This is a genomic window from Polymorphobacter megasporae, assembly GCF_018982885.2.
GTDB classification, from domain to species: domain Bacteria; phylum Pseudomonadota; class Alphaproteobacteria; order Sphingomonadales; family Sphingomonadaceae; genus Polymorphobacter_B; species Polymorphobacter_B megasporae.
Window position 1 is genome coordinate 1,930,287 of record NZ_CP081848.1, and the last position, 25,929, is coordinate 1,956,215.

Annotated in this window: 24 protein-coding genes and 1 other RNA gene; 23 read left to right on the plus strand and 2 right to left on the minus strand. The window is 66.9% G+C overall.

The features are described from left to right. Positions 1-105: 105 nt before the first annotated feature. The 10 genes from rpoC (at position 106) to KTC28_RS09230 (ending at position 12,545) form a co-directional block, all read left to right on the plus strand. Positions 106-4,287 carry a DNA-directed RNA polymerase subunit beta' gene (gene rpoC / locus KTC28_RS09185; protein WP_216708622.1) on the plus strand — a complete coding sequence of 1,394 codons (4,182 nt, stop codon included), beginning with the start codon at positions 106-108 and terminating at the stop codon, positions 4,285-4,287. 173 nt (positions 4,288-4,460) lie between these two features. Then, positions 4,461-5,669, plus strand: a complete 1,209-nt coding sequence (locus tag KTC28_RS09190; protein WP_216708623.1) for a glycosyltransferase family 4 protein — start codon at positions 4,461-4,463, stop codon at positions 5,667-5,669. Between the two features lie 39 nt (positions 5,670-5,708). Beyond that, positions 5,709-6,058, plus strand: a transfer-messenger RNA (tmRNA) gene (gene ssrA, locus KTC28_RS09195). A gap of 128 nt (positions 6,059-6,186) precedes the next feature. After that, positions 6,187-6,660: an SspB family protein gene (locus tag KTC28_RS09200; RefSeq protein ID WP_216708624.1), complete on the plus strand. Its 474-nt coding sequence runs from the start codon at positions 6,187-6,189 to the stop codon at positions 6,658-6,660. A gap of 63 nt (positions 6,661-6,723) precedes the next feature. Next, the gene (fumC, locus tag KTC28_RS09205) at positions 6,724-8,118 is read left to right on the plus strand and encodes a class II fumarate hydratase (protein WP_216708625.1); all 1,395 of its coding nucleotides are present in this window, start codon (positions 6,724-6,726) and stop codon (positions 8,116-8,118) included. Next, a complete protein-coding gene (gmk, locus tag KTC28_RS09210) occupies positions 8,115-8,768 on the plus strand; it encodes a guanylate kinase (protein WP_216708626.1) in 654 nt (217 codons plus the stop codon). Before fumC ends, gmk begins: the two co-directional genes overlap by 4 nt. Positions 8,769-8,828: 60 nt before the next feature. After that, positions 8,829-9,419 (plus strand): DUF4893 domain-containing protein, encoded by a 591-nt coding sequence (locus KTC28_RS09215; RefSeq protein WP_216708627.1) that lies wholly within the window; start codon positions 8,829-8,831, stop codon positions 9,417-9,419. Between the two features lie 128 nt (positions 9,420-9,547). Then, positions 9,548-10,984, plus strand: coding sequence for an aldehyde dehydrogenase family protein (locus KTC28_RS09220; protein ID WP_216708628.1), 1,437 nt, complete (start codon positions 9,548-9,550; stop codon positions 10,982-10,984). Between the two features lie 168 nt (positions 10,985-11,152). Continuing rightward, on the plus strand, positions 11,153-11,542 hold the full coding sequence (locus KTC28_RS09225; protein WP_216708629.1) for an endonuclease domain-containing protein: 390 nt from the start codon (positions 11,153-11,155) through the stop codon (positions 11,540-11,542). A gap of 49 nt (positions 11,543-11,591) precedes the next feature. Beyond that, positions 11,592-12,545 (plus strand): NAD(P)H-dependent flavin oxidoreductase, encoded by a 954-nt coding sequence (locus KTC28_RS09230; RefSeq protein ID WP_216708630.1) that lies wholly within the window; start codon positions 11,592-11,594, stop codon positions 12,543-12,545. A gap of 8 nt (positions 12,546-12,553) precedes the next feature. Here KTC28_RS09230 and KTC28_RS09235 read toward each other — a convergent pair whose 3' ends face one another. After that, positions 12,554-13,093, minus strand: coding sequence for a (2Fe-2S)-binding protein (locus KTC28_RS09235; protein WP_216708631.1), 540 nt, complete (start codon positions 13,091-13,093; stop codon positions 12,554-12,556). A 29-nt stretch (positions 13,094-13,122) separates the two neighbouring features. Here KTC28_RS09235 and KTC28_RS09240 point away from each other — a divergent pair, with 29 nt between their 5' ends. From KTC28_RS09240 to KTC28_RS09300, 13 genes are all read left to right on the plus strand, one after another. Beyond that, entirely contained in the window at positions 13,123-13,941 is an 819-nt protein-coding gene (locus KTC28_RS09240; protein WP_216708632.1) for a crotonase/enoyl-CoA hydratase family protein, read from the plus strand. Positions 13,942-14,064: 123 nt separating this feature from the next. Next, positions 14,065-15,117, plus strand: coding sequence for a cytochrome c oxidase subunit II (gene coxB / locus KTC28_RS09245; protein WP_255602390.1), 1,053 nt, complete (start codon positions 14,065-14,067; stop codon positions 15,115-15,117). Between the two features lie 11 nt (positions 15,118-15,128). Further along, on the plus strand, positions 15,129-16,775 hold the full coding sequence (gene ctaD / locus KTC28_RS09250) for a cytochrome c oxidase subunit I (protein WP_216708633.1): 1,647 nt from the start codon (positions 15,129-15,131) through the stop codon (positions 16,773-16,775). Between the two features lie 113 nt (positions 16,776-16,888). After that, positions 16,889-17,719: a heme o synthase gene (locus tag KTC28_RS09255; protein WP_255602430.1), complete on the plus strand. Its 831-nt coding sequence runs from the start codon at positions 16,889-16,891 to the stop codon at positions 17,717-17,719. Beyond that, complete coding sequence (locus KTC28_RS09260; RefSeq protein WP_216708635.1) at positions 17,716-17,853, plus strand: cytochrome c oxidase system small membrane protein; 138 nt, start codon at positions 17,716-17,718, stop codon at positions 17,851-17,853. The genes KTC28_RS09255 and KTC28_RS09260 overlap by 4 nt, the downstream gene beginning before the upstream one ends. After that, complete coding sequence (locus KTC28_RS09265; protein WP_216708636.1) at positions 17,850-18,440, plus strand: cytochrome c oxidase assembly protein; 591 nt, start codon at positions 17,850-17,852, stop codon at positions 18,438-18,440. The genes KTC28_RS09260 and KTC28_RS09265 overlap by 4 nt, the downstream gene beginning before the upstream one ends. A gap of 3 nt (positions 18,441-18,443) precedes the next feature. Next, entirely contained in the window at positions 18,444-19,280 is an 837-nt protein-coding gene (locus KTC28_RS09270) for a cytochrome c oxidase subunit 3 (RefSeq protein WP_216708637.1), read from the plus strand. Between the two features lie 4 nt (positions 19,281-19,284). Next, entirely contained in the window at positions 19,285-19,650 is a 366-nt protein-coding gene (locus KTC28_RS09275; RefSeq protein WP_216708638.1) for a DUF983 domain-containing protein, read from the plus strand. A gap of 9 nt (positions 19,651-19,659) precedes the next feature. Continuing rightward, positions 19,660-20,295 (plus strand): SURF1 family protein, encoded by a 636-nt coding sequence (locus KTC28_RS09280; protein WP_216708639.1) that lies wholly within the window; start codon positions 19,660-19,662, stop codon positions 20,293-20,295. A gap of 48 nt (positions 20,296-20,343) precedes the next feature. Then, a complete protein-coding gene (gene thrC, locus KTC28_RS09285; RefSeq protein ID WP_216708640.1) occupies positions 20,344-21,741 on the plus strand; it encodes a threonine synthase in 1,398 nt (465 codons plus the stop codon). Then, complete coding sequence (locus KTC28_RS09290) at positions 21,738-22,970, plus strand: M16 family metallopeptidase (RefSeq protein ID WP_216708641.1); 1,233 nt, start codon at positions 21,738-21,740, stop codon at positions 22,968-22,970. The genes thrC and KTC28_RS09290 overlap by 4 nt, the downstream gene beginning before the upstream one ends. Further along, positions 22,967-23,842: a class I SAM-dependent methyltransferase gene (locus KTC28_RS09295; RefSeq protein ID WP_216708642.1), complete on the plus strand. Its 876-nt coding sequence runs from the start codon at positions 22,967-22,969 to the stop codon at positions 23,840-23,842. The genes KTC28_RS09290 and KTC28_RS09295 overlap by 4 nt, the downstream gene beginning before the upstream one ends. Positions 23,843-24,061: 219 nt before the next feature. Further along, on the plus strand, positions 24,062-24,259 hold the full coding sequence (locus tag KTC28_RS09300) for a hypothetical protein (protein WP_216708643.1): 198 nt from the start codon (positions 24,062-24,064) through the stop codon (positions 24,257-24,259). Positions 24,260-24,309: 50 nt separating this feature from the next. Here KTC28_RS09300 and KTC28_RS09305 read toward each other — a convergent pair whose 3' ends face one another. Next, positions 24,310-25,848, minus strand: a complete 1,539-nt coding sequence (locus tag KTC28_RS09305; RefSeq protein ID WP_216708644.1) for a M23 family metallopeptidase — start codon at positions 25,846-25,848, stop codon at positions 24,310-24,312. Positions 25,849-25,929 lie beyond the last annotated feature (81 nt).

A 25,929-nucleotide genomic window follows, 5' to 3' on the forward strand; every position in this document is an offset into this window, starting at 1 on the left:
TTGGCGACCAGGGTGAGGGTAAGTCCTCACCCTCACCCTGCCGCTGAAGGGCGGCTGTCCCTCTCCCTCAAGGGGAGAGGGAAGGCAGATTAGAAGGAAATGGTTATGAACCAGGAACTGATGAACTTCTTCAACCCGGCAGCGAAGCCGGAGACGTTCGACCAGATCCAGATCAGCCTGGCGTCGCCCGAGCGAATCCGCTCGTGGTCGTTCGGCGAGATCAAGAAGCCCGAGACCATCAACTACCGGACCTTCAAGCCCGAGCGCGACGGCCTGTTCTGCGCGCGCATCTTCGGTCCGATCAAGGACTACGAGTGCCTGTGCGGCAAGTACAAGCGCATGAAGTACAAGGGGATCGTCTGCGAGAAGTGCGGCGTCGAGGTCACCGTCTCGAAGGTCCGCCGGGAGCGGATGGGCCACATCGAGCTCGCTGCTCCTGTCGCGCACATCTGGTTCCTGAAGTCGCTGCCGTCGCGCATCGGCATGCTGCTGGACATGCCGCTCAAGAACCTCGAGCGCGTCCTGTACTTCGAACAGTATGTCGTCCTCGAAGCCGGCATGACGCCGATGAAGAAGTTCGACCTCCTCACCGAGGACGAGCTCGTCACCGCGCAGGATGAATATGGCGAAGACGGCTTCCGCGCCGGCATCGGCGCCGAGGCGATCCGCGAACTTCTCGCCGAGATGGACCTCGAGGGCGAGATGGAGATCCTCCGCGAGGACCTCCGCACGACCAAGTCGGAGCTGAAGCCGAAGAAGATCATCAAGCGAATGAAGGTCGTGGAGAGCTTCATCGAATCGGGGAACAAGCCCGAGTGGATGGTGCTCCAGGTCGTTCCGGTCATCCCGCCCGAACTGCGTCCGCTCGTTCCGCTCGACGGCGGCCGTTTTGCGACGTCGGACTTGAACGACCTGTATCGCCGCGTGATCAACCGCAACAACCGCTTGAAGCGTCTGATCGAGCTGCGCGCGCCGGACATCATTGTCCGCAACGAAAAGCGGATGCTGCAGGAAGCGGTCGACGCCTTGTTCGACAACGGCCGTCGTGGCCGGACGATCACCGGTGCCAACAAGCGTCCGCTCAAGTCGCTGTCCGACATGCTCAAGGGCAAGCAGGGGCGCTTCCGCCAGAACCTGCTCGGCAAGCGCGTCGACTATTCGGGTCGTTCGGTCATCGTCACCGGTCCGGAGCTCAAGCTGCACCAGTGCGGCCTGCCGAAGAAGATGGCGCTCGAACTGTTCAAGCCGTTCATCTACTCGCGCCTCGACGCCAAGGGCCTGTCGATGACCTTGAAGCAGGCGAAGAAGTGGGTCGAGAAGGAGCGCAAGGAAGTCTGGGACATCCTCGACGAGGTGATCCGCGAGCATCCCGTCCTGCTCAACCGCGCGCCGACGCTCCACCGTCTGGGCATCCAGGCGTTCGAGCCGGTTCTGATCGAGGGTAAGGCGATCCAGCTGCACCCGCTGGTCTGCTCGGCCTTCAACGCCGACTTCGACGGCGACCAGATGGCCGTCCACGTCCCGCTGAGCCTCGAGGCCCAGCTGGAAGCGCGCGTACTGATGATGTCGACGAACAACATCCTCAGCCCCGCCAACGGCAAGCCGATCATCGTGCCGTCGCAGGACATGGTCCTCGGACTGTATTACCTGTCGATGGACCGCGAGGGTGAGCCGGGTGCCGGCATGGCGTTCGGCAACATGGCCGAAGTCCACCAGGCGCTCCACGCCAAGGCGGTGACGCTCCACTCGAAGATCGTCGCGCGCGTCGAGACGACCGACGAGGCGGGCAACATGGTCCTGCGCCGCGTCACCACGACCCCGGGCCGGATGCTGCTCGGCGAGACGCTGCCGAAGTCGCACAAGGTGCCGTTCGAGACGATCAACCGCCTCCTGACCAAGAAGGAGATCGCCGATGTCATCGACACCGTCTATCGCCACTGCGGCCAGAAGGAGACCGTGCTGTTCGCCGACGCGATCATGACGCTCGGCTTCCAGAATGCGTTCAAGGCGGGCATCAGCTTCGGCAAGGACGACATGGTCATCCCTCCCGAGAAGGAGAAGATGGTCAACGACACCCGCGCGATGGTGAAGGACTTCGAGCAGCAGTATCAGGACGGTCTGATCACGCAGGGCGAGAAGTACAACAAGGTCGTCGATGCGTGGGCACGTTGCGGTGACAAGGTCGCCGACGCGATGATGCGCGAGATTTCGGCACGTCCGATCGACGACGCCGGACGCGAGAAGCCGATCAACTCGATCTACATGATGGCCCATTCGGGTGCGCGTGGTTCGCAGGCGCAGATGAAGCAGCTTGCGGGTATGCGCGGGCTCATGGCGAAGCCGTCGGGCGAGATCATCGAGACGCCGATCATCTCGAACTTCAAGGAAGGTCTGACCGTCCTCGAATACTTCAACTCGACCCACGGCGCGCGTAAGGGCCTCGCGGACACCGCGTTGAAGACGGCGAACTCGGGGTACCTGACGCGGCGTCTGGTCGACGTGTCGCAGGATTGCGTCGTCATCGAGGACGACTGCAAGACCGAGCGCGGCATGACGATGAAGGCGATCGTCGAAGGCGGTAACACGATCGTCTCGCTCAGCGAGCGCATCCTCGGCCGGACCGTGCTCGACGATATCGTCGACGCGAAGACGGGCGAGGTGCTGGCGCCCGCCGGCATGCTGCTCAGCGAAGTCGACGTCGCGCGGATCGAGAAGGCGGCAGTTGCCGAGGTCAAGATCCGCTCGCCGCTGCTGTGCGAGACCAAGGGCGGCGTCTGCGGCACCTGCTACGGGCGCGATCTCGCCCGCGGTACGCCGGTCAACATCGGTGAAGCTGTCGGCGTCATCGCCGCGCAGTCGATCGGTGAGCCGGGCACCCAGTTGACGATGCGGACCTTCCACATCGGCGGCGCGGCGCAGGTCAGCGAGCAGTCGACGCTCGACGCGCTCGTCGACGGCACCGTGCTGTTGCGCAACATGTCGACCATCAAGGACAGCCGCGGTCGCAACATCTCGATGGCGCGCAACGGCGAACTCGTCCTGCTCGACTCGGATGGTCGTGAGCGCTCGATCCACCGCATCGCCTACGGGACCGCGCTGATCCACCTCGACGGGGCGATCGTCAGCAAGGGCGACCGTCTGGCCGACTGGGATCCGTATACGCTTCCGGTCATCACCGAGAAGTCGGGTAAGGTGAAGTATCAGGACCTGATCGAGGGCCTGTCGATGTCGGAGAACGTCGACGACGCGACCGGCATCGCGCAGAAGGTGGTCCAGGACTGGCGCTCGGTGAAGCAGAAGGAAGAGCTTCGTCCGCGCATCACCCTGCTCGACGACACATCGGGCGAGAGCGCGCGCTACATGCTCGCGGTCGGCGCGATTCTGTCGGTCGCCGATGGTCAGGACGTCGAGGCGGGCGACGTCGTCGCGCGCATCCCGAAGGACGCCGCCAAGACGCGCGACATCACCGGCGGTCTGCCGCGCGTTGCCGAGCTGTTCGAGGCGCGTATCCCGAAGGACAATGCGATCATCGCCCGTATCAATGGGCGGGTCGAATTCGGCAAGGACTACAAGACCAAGCGCCGCATCAACATCCGCGGTGACGATGCCGAACTCGCCGAATACATGATCCCGAAGGGCAAGCATGTCTCGGTCCAGGAAGGCGACTACGTCCGCCGCGGCGATTATCTGATCGACGGCAACCCGAACCCGCACGACATCCTCGATGTCCTCGGGATCGAGCCGCTCGCCGAATATCTGTGCGCCGAAATCCAGGAGGTCTATCGTCTCCAGGGCGTGCGGATCAACGACAAGCACATCGAGACGATCGTTCGCCAGATGCTCCAGAAGGTCGAGATCACGAAGTCGGGCGACACGACGATGCTCGTCGGCGAGCAGGTCGACCGGCTCGAGATGGAGGAGCAGAACGCGAAGCTCGGCAAGAACGAAGTCGGCGCCGAGGGCAAGCCGGTCCTGCTCGGGATCACCAAGGCGTCGCTCCAGACCAAGAGCTTCATCAGCGCCGCGTCGTTCCAGGAGACGACGCGCGTGCTGACCGAGGCGGCGGTCCAGGGCAAGATCGACACGCTGACGGGCCTCAAGGAAAACGTCATCGTCGGCCGCCTGATCCCGGCGGGTACCGGCGCGGCGATGGCGCGGATGCGGGTGACGGCAACGTCGCGCGACGCCGCGCTGCGGGCCTCGCAGGCGGCGAAGCAGGTGGTGGCGGTGCCGCTGCCCGCCGAAGCCGACATCCTGTCGTCGCCGCTGGGCGAAGTCGCGGGATAAGCCTCCGCCTTCGACACGACGACCCTGACGAAACCCCGCCGGAGCGATCCGGCGGGGTTTTTCGTGTCTCGTGTGCGTAACGATGCAGCCGGTAGCGTTTTTGTGCGTTGCCCAACCACGGTCATAATGCCCGCGTATCTGTTTGACCAACGCCCGATAGAGGATGCCGCCCAGTGCGCCAGAACGAACTCCGCGTCGCTCTCTTTTCCGGAAACTACAACTATCAGCGTGACGGCGTGAACAACGCGCTCAATCGCCTCGTTGGCTTTCTCGAGCGGCAGGGCGTGGCCGTCCGGATCTATTCGCCAACGAGCGACACCCCGGCGTTCGAGCCGACCGGCACGCTGATCTCGGTCCCCTCGGTCAAGATTCCCGGGCGCGGCGATTACCGCTTCGCCTACGCGATGGACGGGGCGACGCGCCGCGATCTCGAGGCATTCGCGCCGAACCTGATCCATCTGTCGGTCCCTGACCGGCTTGCCTTCCATGCCAAGAAGTGGGGCCAGGCGCATGGTGTCCCGGTCGTCGCGTCGGCGCATACCCGGTTCGACACCTATCTCGGCTATTACGGCCTCGCCTGGGTCAACAGCATCCTCGGCGACGTCATGCGCAACCTCTATACGGGCCTCCCCGAGGTCTATGCGCCGTCGGAGTCGTTCGCCGACCAGCTCCGCGCCGACGGCATGGCGGACAACATCAAGATCTGGAGCCGCGGCGTCGATGCGGCGGTCTTCACCCCGGCGCGCCGTTCGCTCGACTGGCGGCGCAGCCTCGGCATTGGCGACGACGAGCGCGTCATCGCCTTCGTCGGGCGGCTGGTGATGGAGAAGGGGCTCGATGTCTTCGCCGACACGATCGACCGCCTCGTCGCCGATGGCGTCGCACATCGTGTCCTGATCGTTGGCGACGGCCTTGCCCGCGAATGGGCCGAGTCGCGGATGCCACAAGCGATCTTCACCGGCCAGCTTGCCGGGGTCGATCTCGCCCGTGCCTATGCCTCGTCGGACATGCTGTTCAATCCGTCGACGACCGAAACCTTCGGCAACGTCACCCTCGAAGCGATGGCGTGCGGCCTGCCCGTCGTCGGCGCGCGCGCGACGGGAACGTCGAGCATCGTCCACCACGGCATTTCGGGGCAGCTGGTAACGCCGGGCGACATCGACGGCTATGCCGCCGCGCTGACGACGTATTTGACCGATACCCGCGCTGCCGCGATGGCGGGGGAGGCGGGGCTCGTGCTCAGCCGCCGTTACGACTGGGACGAGATCAATCAGACGATGCTCGACCATTATATGCGGATCGTCCGGATTCCGACGGCGGTGCCGCAGTCGGTGTTCGCCCCATTGGTCGACCGGGTGGTGACGGCGTTGCGGGCGGCCTAGCTTCTACCCTCTCCCCTCGAGGGGAGAGGGAAGAGCGGCTCTCTTTTCAAATTAAGCGACAGGCTCTATATTACTCCTGCATCCCGGAAACGGGCGGCTATGGCGATAGAGGGTGTCGTGCAATAGACACAGCGGACCCGGGGGCGGTACCCGGCGGCTCCACCATACCAACCCCGTTGTCGGGGGCGGCATGGGGCCGAAACAGGATCGACGTGTGTTCAAAGACGAAGACCTTCGCCCGGCCTGAATAAGCCGTTAAATGGTTCACAACCCAGAAATGCCAACGACAACGAGGCATTCGCAATCGCAGCGTAACCCGGTCCTAACGGACTAAGTTACACTGGCCGAAAGCGCGGTACGGGCCACACCGGGCAACAGAAGTGGACACCGGCGGTACGGGGAGCACCGAGCAACAGAAGCTCCCCACTGTTTTCAGTCGGTCCCGATACGAACCCAATCCGTACTTGACCCCCGGCGGCCACCGCGCCACCTATGCGCCTAGCTCCGGAGCCCACGCGTGAACGATACGACCGCCGACAGTCTGATCCCGTACGACGAGATCGTGCAGACCGCATTGCGCTCGGTCGTGCAGCGGGTGCTCGAACGGATCGATGCCGAGGGCGGGTTGCCCGGGGCGCACCATTTCTACATCGCCTTTCGCACGCGCTACCCGGGTGTCGACATGCCCAAGCATCTACTCGAGCGCTACCCCGAGGAGATGACGATCGTCATCCAGCACCGTTACTGGGACCTCGCGATCAACGACGAGCGTTTCACCATTGGGTTGAGCTTCAACCAGGTGCCGGCGAAGCTGTCGATTCCGTTCGCCGCGGTCACCGGCTTCGTCGATCCCGCGGTCAACTTCGCGCTCCAGTTCGTGCCGAACACCGATGTCGCCGAGCCGGAGCCCGAGCCCGTGGCACCGCCGCCGCCGCTGCCGATCGAGGACGGGTCGAACGTCGTCACGCTCGATCGCTTCCGCAAGAAGTAGCCGCGCTTCCAACGGCGGCCCTGCTCCGATAGACAGCGCGCACACCGCGTTCCGGAGCCAGACATGACCACCCGTACCGAAACCGACAGCTTCGGCCCGATCGACGTCGACGCCAACGTCTATTGGGGCGCGCAGACGCAGCGCTCGATCGGCAATTTCCCGATCGGCACCGAACGCATGCCGCTGCCGCTGATCCACGCGCTTGGCCTCGTCAAGCAGGCGGCGGCGCGGGTCAATGCGCGGTTGGGCGTGCTCGACGACAATCTCGCGCCGTGCATCGAGCAGGCGGCAGGCGAGGTCGCGAGCGGCAAGTGGGACGACCAGTTCCCCCTCGTCGTCTGGCAGACCGGCTCGGGCACGCAGTCGAACATGAACGCGAACGAGGTCATCGCCGGGCGCGCCAACGAACTGCTGGCGGGCAAGCGTGGCGGCAAGACCCCGGTCCACCCCAACGACCACGTCAACGCCGGGGCGTCGTCGAACGACACCTTTCCGACCGCGATGCACGTCGCCGCCGCGATGGAGATCGACGCGCGGCTGATCCCGGCGTTGAAGCACCTTCACGCGGCGCTCGCGGCGAAGGTTGCGGCGTGGCACGACATCATCAAGATCGGGCGCACTCATCTCCAGGACGCGACCCCGGTCAGCCTTGGCCAGGAGATGTCGGGTTATGCGCGGCAGGTCGAGGACGGCATCGCCCGCGTCGAGGCGGTACTGCCGCGCCTCCACCGGCTCGCGCAGGGCGGGACCGCGGTCGGCACCGGGCTCAACACCCGTACCGGCTTCGCCGAGGCGATCGCCGCCGAACTCGCGACGCTGACCGGGCTGCCGTTCGTCACCGCGCCGAACAAGTTCGAGGCGCTCGCGACCCACGACACGATGGTCGAGCTATCGGGGGCGCTCAATGTCCTCGCCGTTAGCCTGACCAAGATCGCCAACGATTTCCGGCTGTTGGGGTCGGGACCGCGTTCGGGACTCGGCGAACTCAGCCTGCCCGAGAACGAGCCGGGCAGCTCGATCATGCCGGGCAAAGTCAACCCGACGCAGGCCGAGGCGCTGACAATGGTTGCCGCGCGGGTGATGGGCAACCACGTCACCGTCACGATCGGCGGGCTGCAGGGGCACCTCGAACTGAACGTGTTCAAGCCGGTGATCGCCGACGCCGTGCTCCAGTCGATCCGCCTGCTCGCCGACGCCGCGGTCAGCTTTACCGATCGCTGCGTCGCCGGGACCGAACCAAACCGCGACCGCATCGCCGAACTCGTCGAACGCTCGCTGATGCTCGTCACCGCGCTCGCCCCCGAGATTGGCTACGACAACGCCGCGAAAATCGCCAAGCACGCCCACCATAGCGGCGGCACTCTGCTCGAGTCGGCGTTGGAACTCGGACTGATCGACGAGGCCCGCTTCCGCCGCATCGTCCGCGCCGACGCGATGCTCGGCCCCGACCCGGCATGACGCAATTCGCCACCCCCCGGGCGTCGGCGCCGCCCCGCCGCGGGCTGATGTTCGTCCTGTCGTCGCCGTCGGGAGCGGGCAAGACGACGATGTCGCGGCGGCTGATCGTCGATGATCCCGAGATCGTCATGTCGGTGTCGGTGACGACGCGCCCGCCGCGCCCCGGCGAGATCGAGGGGCGCGACTATCGCTTCGTCGACGACGCCGGTTTCGATGCGTTGCTCAAGGACGAGCAGCTGCTCGAATGGGCGACGGTGTTCGGGCATCGCTACGGGACGCCGCGCGGGCCGGTCGAGGACACGCTCCACGCCGGGCGTGACGTGCTGTTCGACATCGACTGGCAGGGGACGCAGCAGCTCCAGCAGACCGACGCCGCGAGCGACCTCGTCCGCGTCTTCATCCTGCCGCCGACGATGGTTGAACTGGAGCGTCGCCTGCGCGGACGCGGCACCGACAGCGAGGACGTCGTCGCGCAGCGGATGAAGCGCGCCGCGACCGAGATCAGCCACTGGGGCGAGTATAATTACATCCTGATCAACGACGATCCCGACGTCTGCCTCGGTGAAATCCGCGCGATCCTCAAGGCCGAGCGACTCCGCCGCAAGCGGCAGCTGGGGCTGGCGAATTTCGTCCGCGACATGCTCGCCTAAACCAAGATTCCCGGCACTGCCGCACCAAACTTCATGCTACGGTAAGACATGCGCAGGGGTGTGCTCTTACTGACGATCGCCGCGGTCTGCGCGGGGAGCGCAGCGCGTGCCGGACTCGCCTCGACGTGGCGCGCGGCGATCCACCCCGATGATCGCGTCCGGCTGCTCGGCCTGTGGCCGGCGTGGACCACTGCCAAGGCGAAGGCGGTCGTCCACGGCGAGACCGCCGACTGGGTCGCGCTCGGCCGCCTCGCCGATCCCGCGGCGGCTCCAGATGGCGACTGGCCGACGGCCGGGGCGTATCGCTGCCGCGTCGTCAAGCTCGGCGCGCGACTGCCCGGGCAGCCCGATGTCGCCCCGCTGCGCGACTTTCCCTGCACCGTGACCAACGACGACGGCGTCATCGGCTTTGCCGGACATAATGCCTTCCAGTCGTCGACCGGGCGGCTCTATCCCGACGGCGAGCGGATGGTCTTCCTCGGCGCAATGACGTTGCGCGGTGACATGTCGCAGTTCGCTTATGGCGCCGACCCCGACCGCAACGAGGTCGGGGTGCTCGAACGAATCGGCCCGGCGCGGTGGCGTTTAGTGCTGCCGTGGCCGCGCTTCCAGTCGACCCTCGATGTCGTCGATATCGTCCCCGCGAGCTGAGCCAGCGATAGGCCGACCGGCGCTTGCGATGACCGGCCGCCGCTGGGTTCACCCTAACGTAATCCTGTGCTGGCTCGGGGGCGCGGCTCTGCTAGAGTGACACCAATTCCTCAAAAGGAGTCCTTGGGATGCGCGACTACACCAAATTCTACATCGATGGTGCGTGGGTCGAGCCGCTTGGCAGCGCCCGCCTCGACGTGATCAATCCGGCGACCGAGGCCGTCGCCGGGGTTATCGCGATGGGCACCGCCGCCGACGCCGACCGCGCGGTAATGGCAGCGCGCAAGGCGTTCGATGCCTTCGCCGCGACGAGCCGCGACGACCGCGTCGAGCTTCTCCAGAACATTCTCGCCGAATATCAGAAGCGCTACGCCGACATCGCTGCCGCGATCACCGAGGAGATGGGCGCGCCCGGCTGGCTCGCGATGCAGGCGCAGGCGGCGATCGGCATCGGCCACCTGATGACCGGCATCGAGGTGCTCAAGAATTACCGCTTCGACGAACTGCGCGGTGCGACGATGGTGTCGAAGGAGCCGGTCGGCGTCTGCGCCTTCATCACCCCGTGGAATTGGCCGATCAACCAGATCGCCTGCAAGGTCGTCCCCGCGATCGCGGTCGGCTGCACGATGGTTTTGAAGCCGAGCGAGATCGCGCCGTTCAGCGCACAATTGTGGACCGAAGTGATGCACGCCGCAGGTGTTCCGGCCGGCGTGTTCAACCTCGTCAACGGCGACGGCCCGACCGTCGGCGCAGCGCTGAGCAGCCACCCGCAGGTCGACATGGTCAGCTTCACCGGCTCGACCCGCGCCGGAATCGAAGTCGCGCGCAACGCCGCCCCGACGGTCAAGCGCGTCGCGCAGGAATTGGGCGGCAAGTCGCCGAACATCGTCCTCGACGACGCCGACCTCGACGCGGCGGTGACCCGCGGCGTCGTCGCGATGATGAACAATTCGGGCCAGTCGTGCAACGCGCCGTCGCGGATGCTCGTCCCCGCCGGCAAGATGGCGCAGGCCAAGACAATCGCCGCCGCCGCCGCCGAAAGCGTCACCGTCGGACCGCCCGACGGCAATGCCAAGATCGGCCCGGTCGTGTCCGAGGCGCAGTGGCACAAGATTCAGGGGCTGATCCAGAAGGGCATCGACGAAGGCGCGACGCTCGTGTCCGGCGGCACCGGCAAGCCCGAGGGGCTCGAGACCGGCTATTACGTCAAGCCGACGGTCTTCGCCGATGTCACCAACGACATGACGATCGCCCGCGAGGAAATCTTCGGCCCGGTCCTGACGATGCTGGGATACGCCGACGAGGAGGAGGCGATCGCGGTCGGCAACGACACCGTCTACGGCCTCGCCGCCTACGTGCAGGGCGAACTCGGCCACGCCCATGCGGTGGCGAAGAAGCTCCGCGCCGGACAGGTGTTCCTCAACGGCACCGGCGGCGACCTGATGGCCCCGTTCGGCGGCTACAAACAGTCGGGCAACGGCCGCGAATGGGGCGACCACGCGTTCGCGGAATTCCTCGAGGTCAAGGCGGTGCTGGGTTGGGGCGCGAAGGAAGCGGCGGAGTAGGACGACCGTGCGGTAGAGCGCGGCCTCTCCCTCTCCCCTTGAGGGAGAGGGACGGTTGCGCCCTTCGCGCAACCAGGGTGAGGGCGACTGGTGACGCCAGTAGTTAGCGCGTGCGAGCGTCGACGCGGACGGCTTCAATCACGTCGCCAAATAGTCGGGGGAAGCAACATGCCGCACCAACCCGACTACGACGCCCTCACCCTCGTCCCCCGCGCCCGCGTCCTCCGCGCCGACGCCACCCCCGCCGAGCGCGACCTGTGGACCATCCTCCGCGGCGGCAAACTCGGCGCGCGCTTCCGCCGACAGCAGCCGATCGGGCCGTTCATCGTCGACTTCTACTGCGCTGCGGCGGGGCTGGTCGTCGAACTCGACGGCGCGGGGCATGCCGAGCGGGCTGAGTACGACGAGCGGCGGACGGCTTGGCTGGCGGGCAGGGGGCTAACAGTTTTACGGTTCGCCAACGCCGAGGTGATCGATCGGCCGCAAGCTGTGTTCGTGAAGATTATGACTGCGCTTCGAAGCTTACCTCTCAGCACTCACCCTCACCCTGGCGCGTGAAGAACGCGCCGTCCCTCTCCCTCAAGGGGAGAGGGAGGAAGGACTATTTATGACCATCTCCACCCGCATCACCACGCTCCTCGGAGTCGAACACCCCATCCTGCTCGCCGGAATGGGCGGCGTGTCGTACGCCGAGGTTTGCGCGGCGGTCAGCGAAGCGGGCGGGTTCGGCTCGCTCGGCATGGCGGGGTTGCCGCCCTCCGCGATCCGCACCCAGATGCGCCGAGTCCGTGAACTGACGGACAAGCCGTTCGGCGTCGACCTCCTCACCGCCCAGCCCGAGACGCTGACGGCGTCGGTCGACGTCATCATCGAGGAAGGCGCCAAAGCGTTCATCGCCGGGCTCGGCGTGCCGGTCGCGATCATCGAGCAGCTCAAGGCGGCGGGCGTCGTTGTGATGTGCATGGCGGGATCGGTCCGCCACGCGGTCAAGGCGGCAGAGGCCGGATGCGACGTCGTCATCGCGCAGGGGACCGAGGCCGGCGGGCATACCGGATCGGTGGCGTCGGTCGCGTTGTGGCCGCAGGTGGTCGATGCGGTCGACGTGCCGGTGATCGCGGCGGGCGGGCTGTTCGACGGGCGCGGGCTCGCGGCGGCGCTCGCGTTCGGCTGCGACGGCGTGTGGATGGGGACGCGCTTCATCGCCTCGACCGAGGCGCACGCCGCCGACGTCTACAAGGACGCGATCGTCGCGATGTCCGAAAGCGACACCGTCATCAGCCGCGGCTTCACCGGCAAGACGCTCCGCGCGATCGCCAACGACACGACGCGCGACTGGGCGGGGCGCGAGCCGCTGCCGTTCATGGCGCAGGTGGCGAATTCGGCGCGGCTCAACCTGCTCGGGCCGATCGCCGGGGTGGTCGATGACGTGAATCCGGTGACGCAGTGCCTCGCGGCAGGGCAGGGCGGCGGCGGGATCACTGAGGTCCTGTCGTGCGCGGAGATCGTCGCGCGGACGATAAAGGAGGCGGAAGCGGTGATTGCGCGGCTGAGGCGCGGGTAGGGCGCGCGTCAGGCGACGCGCTTCGGCTCCGCGACCATCGATGGCGCGCGCCGTGCTGCCTCGCTCGGGGTCGTTCCTGGCGGGGCGATGCCGGCATCGACGACCCCGGCGGCTGCGGCATGGATCGCCTTACGAATGCGCGGGTAGGTGCCGCAGCGGCAGATGTTGGTGATGCCGGCGTCGATCTCCTCGTCGGTCGGGTGCGGCGTCGCCTTGAGCAGCGCCGCGACCGCCATGATCATCCCCGACTGGCAATAGCCGCACTGGGGGACCTGCCCCGCGATCCACGCCGCCTGGACGATGTGGCTGCGATCGGCCGATAGTCCCTCGATCGTCGTGACGAAGCTGCCCTCGATCTCGCCGATCGTCGTCTGGCACGATCGCTTGGCGACCCCGTCGATATGGACGGTGCACGCGCCGCACAGCCCGGCGCCGCAGCCGAACTTGGTCCCGGTCAGGTTCGACGCGTCGCGTAGCGCCCACAGTAGCGGTGTCTCGGGGGCGAGGAGATAATGGACGGGGTTGCCGTTGACGGTGAACTTGGTCATGCCATGGTTATACTCTGGGGAGAGAAGTCGTGGAACTGGAGACTTTGGCGCTGGCGGTCGATGCCGGGATCGCCACCGTGACGCTGACCCGAGGGGCCCAGCTCAACACGATGACCGAGGCGTTCTGGACCGACGTTCCCGCCGCCTTCGCCGCGATCGACGCCGACCCGACCGTCCGCGCGGTCGTCGTCGCCTCGACCGGCAAGCACTTCACCGCCGGGCTCGATCTCAACTGGGCCGGGCAGACGCTCGTCGGGGCGGGGGCCGACGCCGGCCGCGCGCGCGAAGCCTTCCGTCGCCACGTCCACCATCTCCAGGAAACGTTCAGCGCGGTCGACCGCTGCCGGGTGCCGGTCATCGCCTGTGTCCAGGGCGGGTGCATCGGCGGCGGGGTCGACTTCGTCACCGCGTGCGACCTCCGCGTTGGCACCGCGGACTGCTTTTTCACCGTGCAGGAAATCAACATCGCGATCGTCGCCGACGTCGGCACGCTCCAGCGCATTCCCCATTTGCTGCCGCAGGGGTTGGTCCGCGAGCTCGCCTACACCGGGCGGCGCTTCGGCGCGGCGGAGGCGAAGCACTATGGCTTCCTCAACCGGGTCGAGGCCGACCATGCCGCCGCGCTGGCATCGGCGCATGCCCTCGCCGCCGAGATCGCCGCCAAGTCGCCGCTCGCGATTACCGGGATCAAGGCCGTGCTCAACCACGGCCGCGATGCGACGATCGCGCAGGGGTTGGAGTATGTCGCGACGTGGAATGCCGGCATGCTCCAGGGCCACGACCTCCGTGCGGCGATGACCGCGCAGGCGGCGCGGACGACTCCGGTGTTCGCCGACCTCGTCGCGTAAAGGCTTATGCCGCAGTGCGGCAGTTGTACGCTTGCCGCTGGGGACCCCGGGGCATATAGAGCGTGCCACGCGCCGAGGTCCCCGAACCGGGCGCGCTTTGACAAAGTCTTGCGAAGGGGCACGATGCGCGCGACCGTAAAGTTGGTATTGGCGATGACCGGGTTGCTCCCGCTGTCCGCCCGCGCGCAGGACGCCGCAGTCGCGGCCGCGCCCGTTGTGCCGGTGACGACGACGGCAATGCCGGCAGCGGCGACCGTCGCGCCGGTGCTCGGCACCCCCGGGATCGGCCAGCCCGGTGGCGGCTGGAACCTCCAGGAAGCGATGACCCCGATCGCGGTCGAAGCGCGCCACATGGCGACGACGATCCTCGATCCGCTGATGCTCGGCGTCTGCATCGTTGTGTTCGCATTGCTGTTCTACACGCTGTTCCGCTACCGCGCCGCGCGCAATCCGGTTGCGTCGCGGACGTCGCACAATACCGTCGTCGAGGTGATCTGGACCGTCGTCCCCGTGCTGATCCTCGTCTGGATCGCGGTGCCGTCGTTCCGCCTGCTCGCCAACCAGTACGAGCCGCCCAAGGCCGGGCTGACGATCAAGGCGACCGGCCACCAGTGGTATTGGGAGTATGAATACCCCGACCAGGGCGGCTTCAGCTTCGACTCGATCATCCTGTCCGACGCCGACGCGATCAAGAAGGGCGACCCCGCCAAGCTCGGCGTCGACAACCGGGTCATCGTTCCGGTCGGCACGACCGTTCGCGTCCTGACGACCGCCGCCGACGTTATCCACGCCTGGGCGATGCCGTCGTTCTGGGTCCAGATGGACGCCGTTCCGGGCCGCATCAACGAGACGTGGTTCAAGGTCGATCGCCCCGGCGTCTATTACGGCCAGTGCTTCCAGCTGTGCGGCACCAAGCACGCCTTCATGCCGATCGCGGTCGAGGTCGTCTCGAAGGAGCGCTTCGCCCAGTGGGTCGCGGCGAAGCAGAAGGAAAACGGCATCACGCCGCCGGGGGCGAAGACCGCCACCGCGCTGACCGCCGGTGCCGTCGCCGGTGCCGAGACGCCTGCTCCGGCTGCGGGCAATGCCCCCGCCGAGGCTGCGACTGCCGTTGCTCCCGCCGTCCCGACCGAGACCGCTCCCGCCGCGCCCGCCGCGCCGGCCCCGACAAAGTAAGGGCTTCAGTAATGGCCACATCCGCCTTCGACGCCGGGCTCGCCCACGACGATCACAGCCATCACGTCGAACTGTCGTTCGCGCAGCGCTGGCTGTTCTCGACCAATCACAAGGACATCGGCACGCTCTACCTGATCTTCGCGATCTTCGCGGGGACGTTGGGTGGGGCGATCTCGGGCATCATGCGCGCCGAACTCGCGCACCCGGGCATCCAGTATCTGACGTGGTTCACCCACGGAAATCTCGATGCGTCGTACCACCTGTGGAACGTCTTCATCACCGCGCACGGCCTGATCATGGTGTTCTTCACCGTCATGCCCGCGATGATCGGCGGATTCGGCAACTGGTTCGTGCCGCTGATGATCGGCGCGCCCGACATGGCGTTCCCGCGGATGAACAACGTTTCGTTCTGGCTGCTCGTCCCGTCGTTCCTGCTGCTGCTCGGCTCGATGTTCGTCGAGGGCCCCGCCGGCTTCAACGGCGTCGGCACCGGCTGGACGCTCTACGCCCCGCTCAGCACGTCGGGCCACCCCGGACCCGCGGTCGACATGGCGATCCTGTCGCTCCACCTTGCCGGCGCCTCGTCAATCCTCGGCGCGATCAACTTCATCACGACGATCTTCAACATGCGCGCGCCCGGCATGACCCTCCACAAGATGCCGCTGTTCGTCTGGTCGGTGTTGGTGACGGCGTTCCTGCTGCTCCTCTCGCTCCCGGTTCTTGCCGGCGCGATCACGATGCTGCTGACTGATCGTAACTTCGGCACGACCTTCTTCGACCCCGCCGGTGGTGGCGACCCGATTCTGTACCAGCACCTGTTCTGGTTCTTCGGCCACCCCGAGGTCTACATTCTCATCCTCCCAGGCTTCGGCATGATCAGCCAGATCATCTCGACCTTCTCGAAGAAGCCGGTGTTTGGCTACCTCGGCATGGCGTACGCGATGGTCGCGATCGGCTTGATCGGCTTCATCGTCTGGGCGCACCACATGTTCACCAGCGGTCTCGACGTGAACACCAAGATGTACTTCACCGCCGCCACGATGATCATCGCGGTGCCGACCGGCATCAAGATCTTCAGCTGGATCGCAACGATGTGGGGCGGGTCGCTGACCTTCCCGACGCCGATGCTGTGGGCGATCGGGTTCATCATCATGTTCACCGTGGGCGGCGTTACCGGCGTCATCCTGTCGAACGCCGGCATCGATACCTACATGCACAACACCTATTACGTCGTTGCGCACTTCCACTACGTGCTGTCGCTCGGCGCGGTGTTCGCGATCTTCGCCGGCTTCTATTACTGGTTCGGCAAGATGTCGGGGCGCCAGTACAACGAGACGCTCGGTAAGCTCCACTTCTGGATCTTCTTCATCGGCGTCAACGTCCTCTTCATGCCCCAACACTTCCTCGGCCAGCAGGGCATGCCGCGGCGTATCCCGGACTATCCGGCGCAGTTCGAGCACTACAATTATATATCGAGCATCGGCTACGGGATCATGGCGATCGGCATGGTGTTCTTCTTCATCAACGTGATCTACTCGCTCTTCGCCGGACCGAAGGTTGGGGACAATTACTGGGGTGAAGGCGCAACTACGCTCGAGTGGACGCTGTCGTCACCGCCGCCGTTCCACCAGTTCGAGACGCTGCCGGTCATCAAGTAGCGGCGATGAGTGCCGCTGCCGTTCCCGTGCCCGATGGGCTGATCGTCTCCGCGCCCGAAGGGGTCAGCTTCGCCGATTGGCGCGACTATCTCGCGTTGCTCAAACCGCGGGTCATGTCGCTCGTGATCTTCAGCGCGGCGTGCGCGTTGCTGACCGCGCCCGGGCATGTCCACCCGTTCATCGGCTGCGTTGCGATCCTCTGTGTCGCGATCGGTGCCGGGGCTTCGGGCGCGCTCAATCAGTGGTATGAGGCCGACATCGACGCGCTGATGAAGCGCACCGCGAACCGGCCGCTGCCGGCGGGCCGCGTCTCGCCCGACGAGGCACTGGCGTTCGGCGTCGCGCTCGCGGTCGGGTCGGTCGCGGTGATGGGCCTCGCGGTCAACTGGCTCGCGGCGGGCATCCTCGCCGGGTCGATCCTGTTCTACTCGGTCGTCTACACCGTGTGGCTCAAGCGCCGGACGCCGCAGAACATCGTTATCGGTGGTGCCGCCGGAGCCTTCCCCCCGCTGATCGGCTGGGCGGCGGTGACCGGCGACGTCACCGCGCTGCCGTGGCTGATGTTCGCGATCATCTTCCTGTGGACCCCGCCGCACTTCTGGAGCCTCGCGCTGTTCATGGAGGCGGACTACGCCAAGGCCGGGGTGCCGATGCTCCCCGTCGTCGCGGGCGAGACCGCGACGCGGCGTCAGATCCTGCTCTACACGCTCGTCCTTGTGCCCGTGACGATCCTGCCGTGGGCGCTCGGCCTGACCGGCTGGGTTTACGGGAGCGTCGCCGCCGTCACCGGAGCGATCTTCATCGCCCGCGCGGTTGCGGTCTACCGCAACACCGCGACGCTCGCGGCGGAGATGGGGCCCGAGAAGCGCCTGTTCAAATACTCGTTGCTGTACCTGTTCCTGATCTTCGCCGCGCTCGTCGCCGACCATTGGATCGTCGCGTGAACGTCGACTGGACCCCCGAGCAGACCGCCGAGTTCAACCGCCGCCGACGTGCGCGCAATCTCGCGCTCGGCATCGTGCTCGGCGTCCTGGTGGTCCTGTTCTTCGGCATCAGCATCGTGAAAATGGTCCCATGAGCAGCGCGAGTGCGAACCGGACGACCGCGCTCTGGGCAGCGGGCTTCGCCGTCTCAATGATCGGCCTGGCCTATGCCAGCGTGCCGCTTTACCGCGCGTTCTGCTCGGTGACCGGGTTTGCCGGCACGACAAGCCGGGCGGCCGCTGCTCCGTCGGCTCCGGTCGCCGGGGAAACCGTCAAGGTGCGCTTCGACGGCAATACCTCGCCGGGTATGGCGTGGCAGTTCAAGCCGGTGACGGTCGAGACGACGATCCCGATCGGCGGGCGGCGCATGGCGTTCTTCCGCGCGACGAACATCAGTGGCGCGACGACCACCGGGCGCGCGACGTACAATGTCTCGCCCGACCTCGCGGGCAAGTATTTCAAGAAGATCGCCTGCTTCTGCTTCACCCAGCAGACGCTCAAGGCGGGCGAGACGGTCGACATGCCCGTGACCTATTTTATCGACCCGGCGATCCTCGATGATCCGCAGGCCCGCAAGATCGACGAGATCACGCTGTCGTACACTTTCTTCCCGGTCGACGCGGGAAAGGTGGACCAGCCCGCGACCGATCCTGTAAGCCCGACCGTACGAACGCAAGGATAGACCATGGCCGGCGCCAAGACCCACAACCACGACTACCATCTCGTCAATCCGAGCTCGAAGCCGATCCTCGGCTCGTTCTCGGCGCTGATCCTCGCCGCCGGCGCGATCGGCTGGATGCACAAGATGCCGTGGGGCCCGTGGGCATTCGGTCTCGGCGTCACCGCCGTGCTCGCGACCTTCTTCTTCTGGTGGTCGGATGTCGTTCACGAGGCGAACACCGGCGATCACACCCCCGTCGTCCAGCTCAGCCACCGCTACGGGATGATCCTGTTCATCGCGTCGGAGGTGATGTTCTTCGTCGCGTGGTTCTGGGCGTATTTCAGCTCGTCGCTCTACCCGAGCACCGCGGCGGCGATCGGCGGCGTCTGGCCGCCGAAGGGCGTCGAGGTCCTCGACCCGTTCGCCTTCCCGCTGCTCAACACGATGATTTTGCTGCTGTCGGGGACGACCGTGACATGGGCGCACCATGCGCTGATCCACGGCGATCGCGAGGGGCTCAAGAAGGGCCTGTGGTTCACGATCATCCTCGGCGCGACGTTCAGCTGCATCCAGGCGTTCGAGTATAGCCACGCGGCGTTCGGTTTCGCCGGCAATATCTACGGCGCGACATTTTACATGGCGACCGGCTTCCACGGCTTCCATGTTTTCGTCGGCACGATCTTCCTCCTCGTTTGCCTCGTCCGCGCGTATCGCGGCGACTTCACCCCGACGCACCACTTCGGCTTTGAAGCGGCAGCGTGGTACTGGCACTTCGTCGACGTCGTCTGGCTGTTCCTGTTCATCGCGATCTATTGCTGGGGCAGCAAGTTCGGCGCGCTGGTGACTGCGGCTGCGGGATAACGACATGACCCGCCCTTTGGCGCAGCCGGCGCTGCAGGGTGCAATCCTCGGACTTTGCCCCCGCTGCGGCGCGCCGGGGCTGTTCAAGGGCATCGCCAGCTTCGCTCCGGCATGTCCGAAGTGCGGCCTCGACTATGCCGCCTTTGACGTCGGCGATGCCGCCGCGCCGTTTCTGATCTTCATCGTCGGCGCGGTCGTCGTCGTCGGCGCGATCTGGCTCGAACTCAGCCGATCGCCGCCATGGTGGGTCCATGTTGTTATATGGGTGCCGCTGACGCTCGGTCTGACGCTGGCGTTGCTGCGGGTGGCGAAGGGTATCCTCCTCGCCCTCGAATATAAGAACGACGCCCGGTTGGGCCGCTCGGAGTAGATGGGTCAAGTGAAGCGGCTTCCCCTCGGCGCGACGCTCCTGACGCTGCTGATGATTCCGGTCCTGATCGGCCTCGGGGTCTGGCAGCTTCAGCGGCGCGACTGGAAGCATCAGCTCATCGCCCGGCTTGAGGCGGCGAAGACGCTGCCGCCGGCCACCCCCCACGACTATTACCGCGCGATGATCGGCGTCGCCGACCTCCAATACCGTCATGCCGAGGTCGACTGCCGCCCCGGCCGCATCGCGCCGTACGACGTCAAGGGCGGGACAAGCGCGGGAGGAGATGACGGAGGGCAGGGCGGCTTTCTCATCCTCGTCGACTGCAACGATCCAGCGCGGCACGCCAAGCCCGACCTCGTCGTCGTCGCCGGGTGGACGCTGCGCCCCGACACGATCAAGCAACTCGACCTCGACACGCATTTCAGCGGAACGCTGATCGAGCGGCCGTACGGCACCGAGCCGGGGCGGCCGCTGTTCATGCTGATCCCGACGACCGCCGCACCCGGGCTGCTGCCGTCGCGCGTGCCGGTGCCCGACGACCTGCCCGACAATCATCTGAGCTATGCGATGCAGTGGTTCGCCTTCGCGGCGACGCTCGGGGTGATCTACGCGGTGTATGTCCGGCAGTGGCGGCGGCACGGCTGACCCCCACGCCTTGCTCCCGCCGCACCGCGCCGCTAGACCGGCGACCCGATGAATTATGTCAGCACGCGCGGGGCCGCGCCTTCCCTCGATTTCGAAGAGGTCACCCTCGCCGGGCTCGCTCCCGACGGCGGGCTGTATGTTCCCGCGCACTGGCCGACACTGTCGCGCGCCGAGATCGCCGGGCTGGCGGGACTCAGCTATGTCGAGACCGCGGTCCGCGTTTGCACGCCGTTCGTCGGCGACGCGCTGAGCGAGGACGAGCTGCGCCGCCTGCTGACCACCGCCTATGCCGGATTCAGCCATGCTGCGGTCGCGCCGCTCAAGCAGTTGGACGAGCGCAACTGGCTGCTCGAACTGTTCCACGGCCCGACATTGGCGTTCAAGGACGTCGCGATGCAGGCGCTCGGGCTGTTGTTCGAGACCTTCCTCGGGCGCCGGACCGAGCATCTGACGATCATCGGCGCGACGAGCGGCGATACCGGGTCGGCGGCGATCCATGCGCTCGCCGGCCGCGCGCACCTCGACGTCTTCATGCTCCATCCGCTCGGGCGGGTGACCGACGTCCAGCGGCGACAGATGACGACGGTGCAGTCGCCGAACGTGTTCAATATCGCGGTCGAGGGCAATTTCGACGACGCGCAGGCGCTGGTCAAGGCGATGTTCAACGATCCGGGCTTCGCCGGAACATACCGGCTCGCGGCGGTCAATTCGATCAACTGGGCGCGGCTGATGCTCCAGATCGTCTATTATTTCTACGCCGCGGTCCGCCTCGGCGCGCCCGAGCGCAGCGTCAGCTTCAGCGTGCCGACGGGCAATTTCGGCGATATCTTCGCGGGCTATGTCGCGGCAAAGATGGGCCTGCCGATCGGCCGGTTGATCGTCGCGACCAACACGAACGACATCCTCCATCGCGCGCTGAGCGCGGGCGACTATTCGGTCGGCCATGTCGAGGCGACCGCCGCGCCGTCGATGGATATCCAGGTCAGCTCGAACTTCGAGCGGCTGTTGTTCGACCTGTATGGGCGTGACGGCGCTGCGACGGCGGCGGCGATGACGGGGTTCGAGGCGACCAAGCGACTCGACCTGACGCCGACGATGCGCGCCGAAGCGGCGGCGCTGATGACCAGCGCGCGGGTCGATGCCGACGGCATGGCGGAGGCGTTGCGCTGGGCGGCGTCGGAGTGCGGCGAACTCGTCGATCCGCACACCGCGATCGGGCTGGCGGCGGCGCGTGATCTGGCGGGTGAGATCGACGGTCCGATCGTGACGTTGGCGACCGCGCATCCGGCGAAGTTCCGCGACGCGGTCGAACGCGCCTCGGGACAGCGCCCGGTGCTGCCGTTGCGCGCTGCCGGGCTGTTCGACCGCGAGGAACGCTTCGCCACGCTTCCCGCCGAGTTGCGCGCGGTCGAAGCGTATATCGCCGAACGGGCGACGGCACGATGACGACCCGGCTCACCACACTCGCCAACGGTGTCCGCGTCGTCACTCGGTCGATGCCGCACGTCGAGACCGTCGCGCTTGGGCTCCACGTCGACACCGGCGCGCGGTCGGAAACCGAGGCGACCAACGGCGTCGCACATCTGCTCGAGCATATGGTGTTCAAAGGCACCGCGACGCGGTCGGCGCGACGGATCGCCGAGGAGATCGAGGACGTCGGCGGGTCGCTCAACGCCTATACCGCGCGCGACATGACGGTGTTCCACGCGCGTCTGCTCAGCGCCGACACCCAGCTCGGCATGGAGATGATCGCCGACCTCGTCCGCGCCCCGCGATTCGACGAGGAGGAGCTCGAGCGCGAAAAGGCGGTCGTTCTGCAGGAACTCGGCGAGGCGCGCGACACTCCCGACGACATTGTCTTCGACCACCTCCAGGCCGCCGCCTTCCCCGACCAGTCGATCGGCCGGTCGATCCTCGGCTCCGAAGCGAGCATTGCCGCGCTGACCTCACGCGACCTGCGCGACTGGCTCGACGTCCAGTATCGCGGCGGATCGTGCATCGTCGCGGCGGCGGGCAAGGTCGACCACGACGCGCTCGTCACGCTGAGCGAGGCGCTGTTCGGCGACCTCGCCCCCGGCGTCCGCCCCGACACCGCCGCGGCGGTGTTCGCTCCCGGGGTGATCCACGACCGGCGCAAGTTCGAACAGGCGCACCTCACTTTGGGGCTGCCCGCTCCGGGAATCCACGACCCCGATTTCGACGCGATCGCGCTGTTCGTCACCGCGGCGGGCGGCGGAGCGTCGTCGCGACTGTTCCAGGAGCTGCGTGAGGAGCGCGGCCTCGCTTATTCGGTCTATGCCTCGACGACGCCATACGCCGACGCCGGGCTATTCTCGGTCTATCTGGCGACGGCGAAAAAGGACGCGGCGCGGGCGATGGACCTCGCGGTCAAGGTCCTCGGCGAGACCGCGAGCGCGCTGCGCCCCGACGAACTTGCGCGGGCCAAGGCACAGGTTCGTGCAGGCGTGCTGATGAGCCTCGAATCGCCGGGCGGCTGGGCCGAATATCTCGCGCGGCAGCTGCTCGCCCACGGCCACGTCAAGACCCCCGCCGACATCGTCGCGCGGATCGAGGCGGTCGACCTCGACATCGTCCGCGCCGCCTCGGCACGGATGATCGCCGGACCCTATGCGGTCGCCGACGTTGGCGCGGCGGCGGTGCGGCGGGCGGCGTGAAGCTCGATATTCTGACCGCGGAGCCGTGGGCCGACTATGGGCTGGTCGATTCGGGGCACGGTCGAAAGCTCGAACGCTACGGGCCGTACCGCTTCATCCGCCCTGAGCCGCAGGCATTGTGGTCCCCGGCGTCGCCCGACTGGCAGGCCAATGGCGAGTTCGTCGGCGGGTCGGAGGAGGACGGTGGCGGCCGGTGGAACCTCGACGGCACGGTGCCGCACGCGTGGCCGCTCGCCCGCGGCCCGCTCAAGTTCCGCGCGAACAACACCCCGTTCCGCCACCTCGGCTTCTTCCCCGACATGGAGGTCCATTGGGACTGGATGGCCGAGCGCGTTGGGGCGGGGAGCGAGGTGCTCAACGTCTTCGGCTACACCGGGGTCGGGACGCTGGCGTGCGCCGCGGCGGGGGCGGGGGTGACCCACCTCGATGCGTCGAAAAAGGCGGTGTCGGCGGCGGTCGAGAACCAGCGGCTCAGCGGCCTCGCCGACGCACCGGTCCGCTGGGTCGTCGACGATGCGCTCAAGTTCATGCGGCGCGAGGTCCGGCGCGCGCGGCGCTACGACGGGATCATCCTCGACCCGCCGAAATACGGGCGCGGCCCCGAGGGCGAGGTGTGGGAATTGTACCGCGACTTGCCCGAATTGCTGGCGTTGGCGCGCAGCCTGCTCGACGAGCGGTCGGCGTTCCTCGTCCTGACGGTCTACGCAATCCGCATGTCGGCGGTGGCGATCGCCGAACTTGCGGGCGAGGCGTTGGCGGGACTGGGAGGGACGATCACCGCAGGCGAGATGACGATCCGCGAGGAAGCCCGGGGGCGGCTGCTGCCGACCGCGATCTTCGTGCGGTGGGATGGCTCAGGCGCGAGTGCGTAGCCTAAGGAAAGTCTGTCGGCGAATTCCGGAGCTTCCGTGATGATGCTTCGCAGTCTCGTGGCAGGCGTCCTTGCCTGTACATTGGCAACGGCCGGTAATGCCGCGCTGCATCGTGCCAGCGTCCGGGATGTTCGAGACTATGCGCTATCGGTCTGCTTGATACGGCAGAAATCATCTGCCGATTTGCGCGATCAGGGGTTCGCCCTTGGCAGCATTCTGATGCAGCGGACCGACGGGACGATCGTCGGCTGGAAGATGCTCGAAACGACGGTCGCGCGCGAACTGTCGCGTCAGCCGATCCTGACGATCCATGGCGATGGCCCGGTTGGTCATGAAACGCCGGCTCCGCTGGCGCAGTGTCTCGACCTTCTAGAGGCTCCCGCCGTCCGGGCAGGGATGATGCGGCTGACGCGCTGACCGTCTGCCGATGTCAGCGATCCGCCGGCATGCCAGTCGCATCGCGCGGCCTACCCCCGCCGCCGCGCCTTCGGCTCGTCCGCCACGGCGACCTCGCTCCCCGCCGCGCGGAGTCCGCGCATGCGCTCCATCTCGCCGCGGAAGCGCCCCATCTCGCTCGCGGCGATGGTCGTGCCGCCGAGGAACTTGATGCCGGTCGGGTCGACGGGCTTTTCGTTGACCCAGACTTCGTAGTGGAGGTGGGGGCCGGTCGACAGGCCGGTCGAGCCGACGTAGCCGATCACCTGCCCCTGCGCGACGAGCATGCCGGGCTTGACGGCGAATTTGCTCATGTGGGCGTAGGCGGTCATCAGCCCGGGGTGGTGGAGGATCTGGACGTAGTTGCCGTGCCCGCCGTGCCACCCGGCGAAGGTGACCTTGCCCGCCGCTGCCGCCATGATCGGCGAGCCCATCGCCGCGCCGAAGTCGGTGCCCTGGTGGAGCCGCGAGAAGCCGAGGATCGGGTGGAGGCGCATGCCGAAGCCGCTCGTCTCGTGCGCGCCGTCGACCGGGGTGCGCATCAGGCCTTTCTTGGCGCTCTCGCCATTGGCGCGGAAGAACATTGCCTTGCCGCCATAGGTCCAGCGCATCAGCTCGACCGGGTCGCCGTGCTCGGGGCGGAGCGCGGCGTACAACAGCCCGCCGGTCTCGGTCTCGCCGGTCGCGGCGCGGCGGTGCTCGAGGACAACGTCGAAGCGGTCGCGGCGTCCGACCTGCCGCTGCAGATCGAGGACGTAGGCGAGGTTCTGGCGATAGTCGGCGACCTGGCCCTCCGGGACGCCAGCGGCGCGAACCGCGCGGACGAGATTGGTGCCGACGAGGCCGGTGACGCGGAGGGGCGTGCTATCGACTGCGATCGGGATGCGCTTGAGGTCGAGCGACCCGTCGGCGCTCCGTCCGACTTCGAGGCGGAGGTCGAACGCGGCGCGGAAGCCGAGGCTGGTCAGCGGGCGCGGGACGGTGCGGGTCTCGCGGCGGCCGAGGACGAGGTCGATTCCGGTCCCGGGGGCGATGGCGTGGACCGCGCTACCGACAAGCCGGGCGACGGTCGAAGCGTCGTCGGCACCAACCCCGGCACGGCGCAGCGCGGCACCGATGCCGTCACCGCGGCCGATGCGCGCGGTCGTCTCGATTTGCGGGCGCTCGGGAATTTCGCTGAGCGCCTCGACGTACTTCGTTGGCGGCGTCGTGCGGCCGGTCGTTGCGCCTGATGCCAAAGGCGCGATCGTGTCGGGGCGGGCGTCGTCGTACTGGACCGGGGTGAGTGTCGCGCGGACGGTCTGCGGCAGCGGGGCGATGCGGTAGCCGGCGACAAGCGCAGTCGCGCATAACGTCAGGACCAGCCCGAGGCCGAGCCACCAGTCACGGCTACCAATCGCCTGCCCGAGATCGACGCACAGGTCGAGGTCGGCGAAGCGGTCGAAGTCGAAGCGCGGCGCTTTGGGCCGCTCCGCCGTTGGGCGCGGCAGAAGGATAACGCGGCCCGGCCGTAATGCGACCGCGCCGCCACTGCCGGCACCGCCGAAGCTATTGATTCCCGGTTGATACAAACCGAACCCCCGCTCTGTCGCTCACCGTACCCGTGTGCCGCGATTAACCCCAAGTCAACGGCGGGGCCGACTGGCTGGTGC

What these genes read in the sequence shown, in the direction of transcription:
- rpoC (WP_216708622.1), top strand. Translation starts at nt 106, where the DNA reads ATGAACCAGGAACTGATGAACTTCTTCAACCCGGCAGCGAAGCCGGAG.
- fumC (WP_216708625.1), top strand. Translation starts at nt 6,724, where the DNA reads ATGACCACCCGTACCGAAACCGACAGCTTCGGCCCGATCGACGTCGAC.
- gmk (WP_216708626.1), top strand. Translation starts at nt 8,115, where the DNA reads ATGACGCAATTCGCCACCCCCCGGGCGTCGGCGCCGCCCCGCCGCGGG.
- KTC28_RS09220 (WP_216708628.1), top strand. Translation starts at nt 9,548, where the DNA reads ATGCGCGACTACACCAAATTCTACATCGATGGTGCGTGGGTCGAGCCG.
- KTC28_RS09225 (WP_216708629.1), top strand. Translation starts at nt 11,153, where the DNA reads ATGCCGCACCAACCCGACTACGACGCCCTCACCCTCGTCCCCCGCGCC.
- KTC28_RS09230 (WP_216708630.1), top strand. Translation starts at nt 11,592, where the DNA reads ATGACCATCTCCACCCGCATCACCACGCTCCTCGGAGTCGAACACCCC.
- KTC28_RS09235 (WP_216708631.1), bottom strand. Translation starts at nt 13,093, where the DNA reads ATGACCAAGTTCACCGTCAACGGCAACCCCGTCCATTATCTCCTCGCC.
- coxB (WP_255602390.1), top strand. Translation starts at nt 14,065, where the DNA reads ATGCGCGCGACCGTAAAGTTGGTATTGGCGATGACCGGGTTGCTCCCG.
- ctaD (WP_216708633.1), top strand. Translation starts at nt 15,129, where the DNA reads ATGGCCACATCCGCCTTCGACGCCGGGCTCGCCCACGACGATCACAGC.
- KTC28_RS09255 (WP_255602430.1), top strand. Translation starts at nt 16,889, where the DNA reads ATGTCGCTCGTGATCTTCAGCGCGGCGTGCGCGTTGCTGACCGCGCCC.
- KTC28_RS09265 (WP_216708636.1), top strand. Translation starts at nt 17,850, where the DNA reads ATGAGCAGCGCGAGTGCGAACCGGACGACCGCGCTCTGGGCAGCGGGC.
- KTC28_RS09270 (WP_216708637.1), top strand. Translation starts at nt 18,444, where the DNA reads ATGGCCGGCGCCAAGACCCACAACCACGACTACCATCTCGTCAATCCG.
- KTC28_RS09275 (WP_216708638.1), top strand. Translation starts at nt 19,285, where the DNA reads ATGACCCGCCCTTTGGCGCAGCCGGCGCTGCAGGGTGCAATCCTCGGA.
- thrC (WP_216708640.1), top strand. Translation starts at nt 20,344, where the DNA reads ATGAATTATGTCAGCACGCGCGGGGCCGCGCCTTCCCTCGATTTCGAA.
- KTC28_RS09290 (WP_216708641.1), top strand. Translation starts at nt 21,738, where the DNA reads ATGACGACCCGGCTCACCACACTCGCCAACGGTGTCCGCGTCGTCACT.
- KTC28_RS09300 (WP_216708643.1), top strand. Translation starts at nt 24,062, where the DNA reads ATGCAGCGGACCGACGGGACGATCGTCGGCTGGAAGATGCTCGAAACG.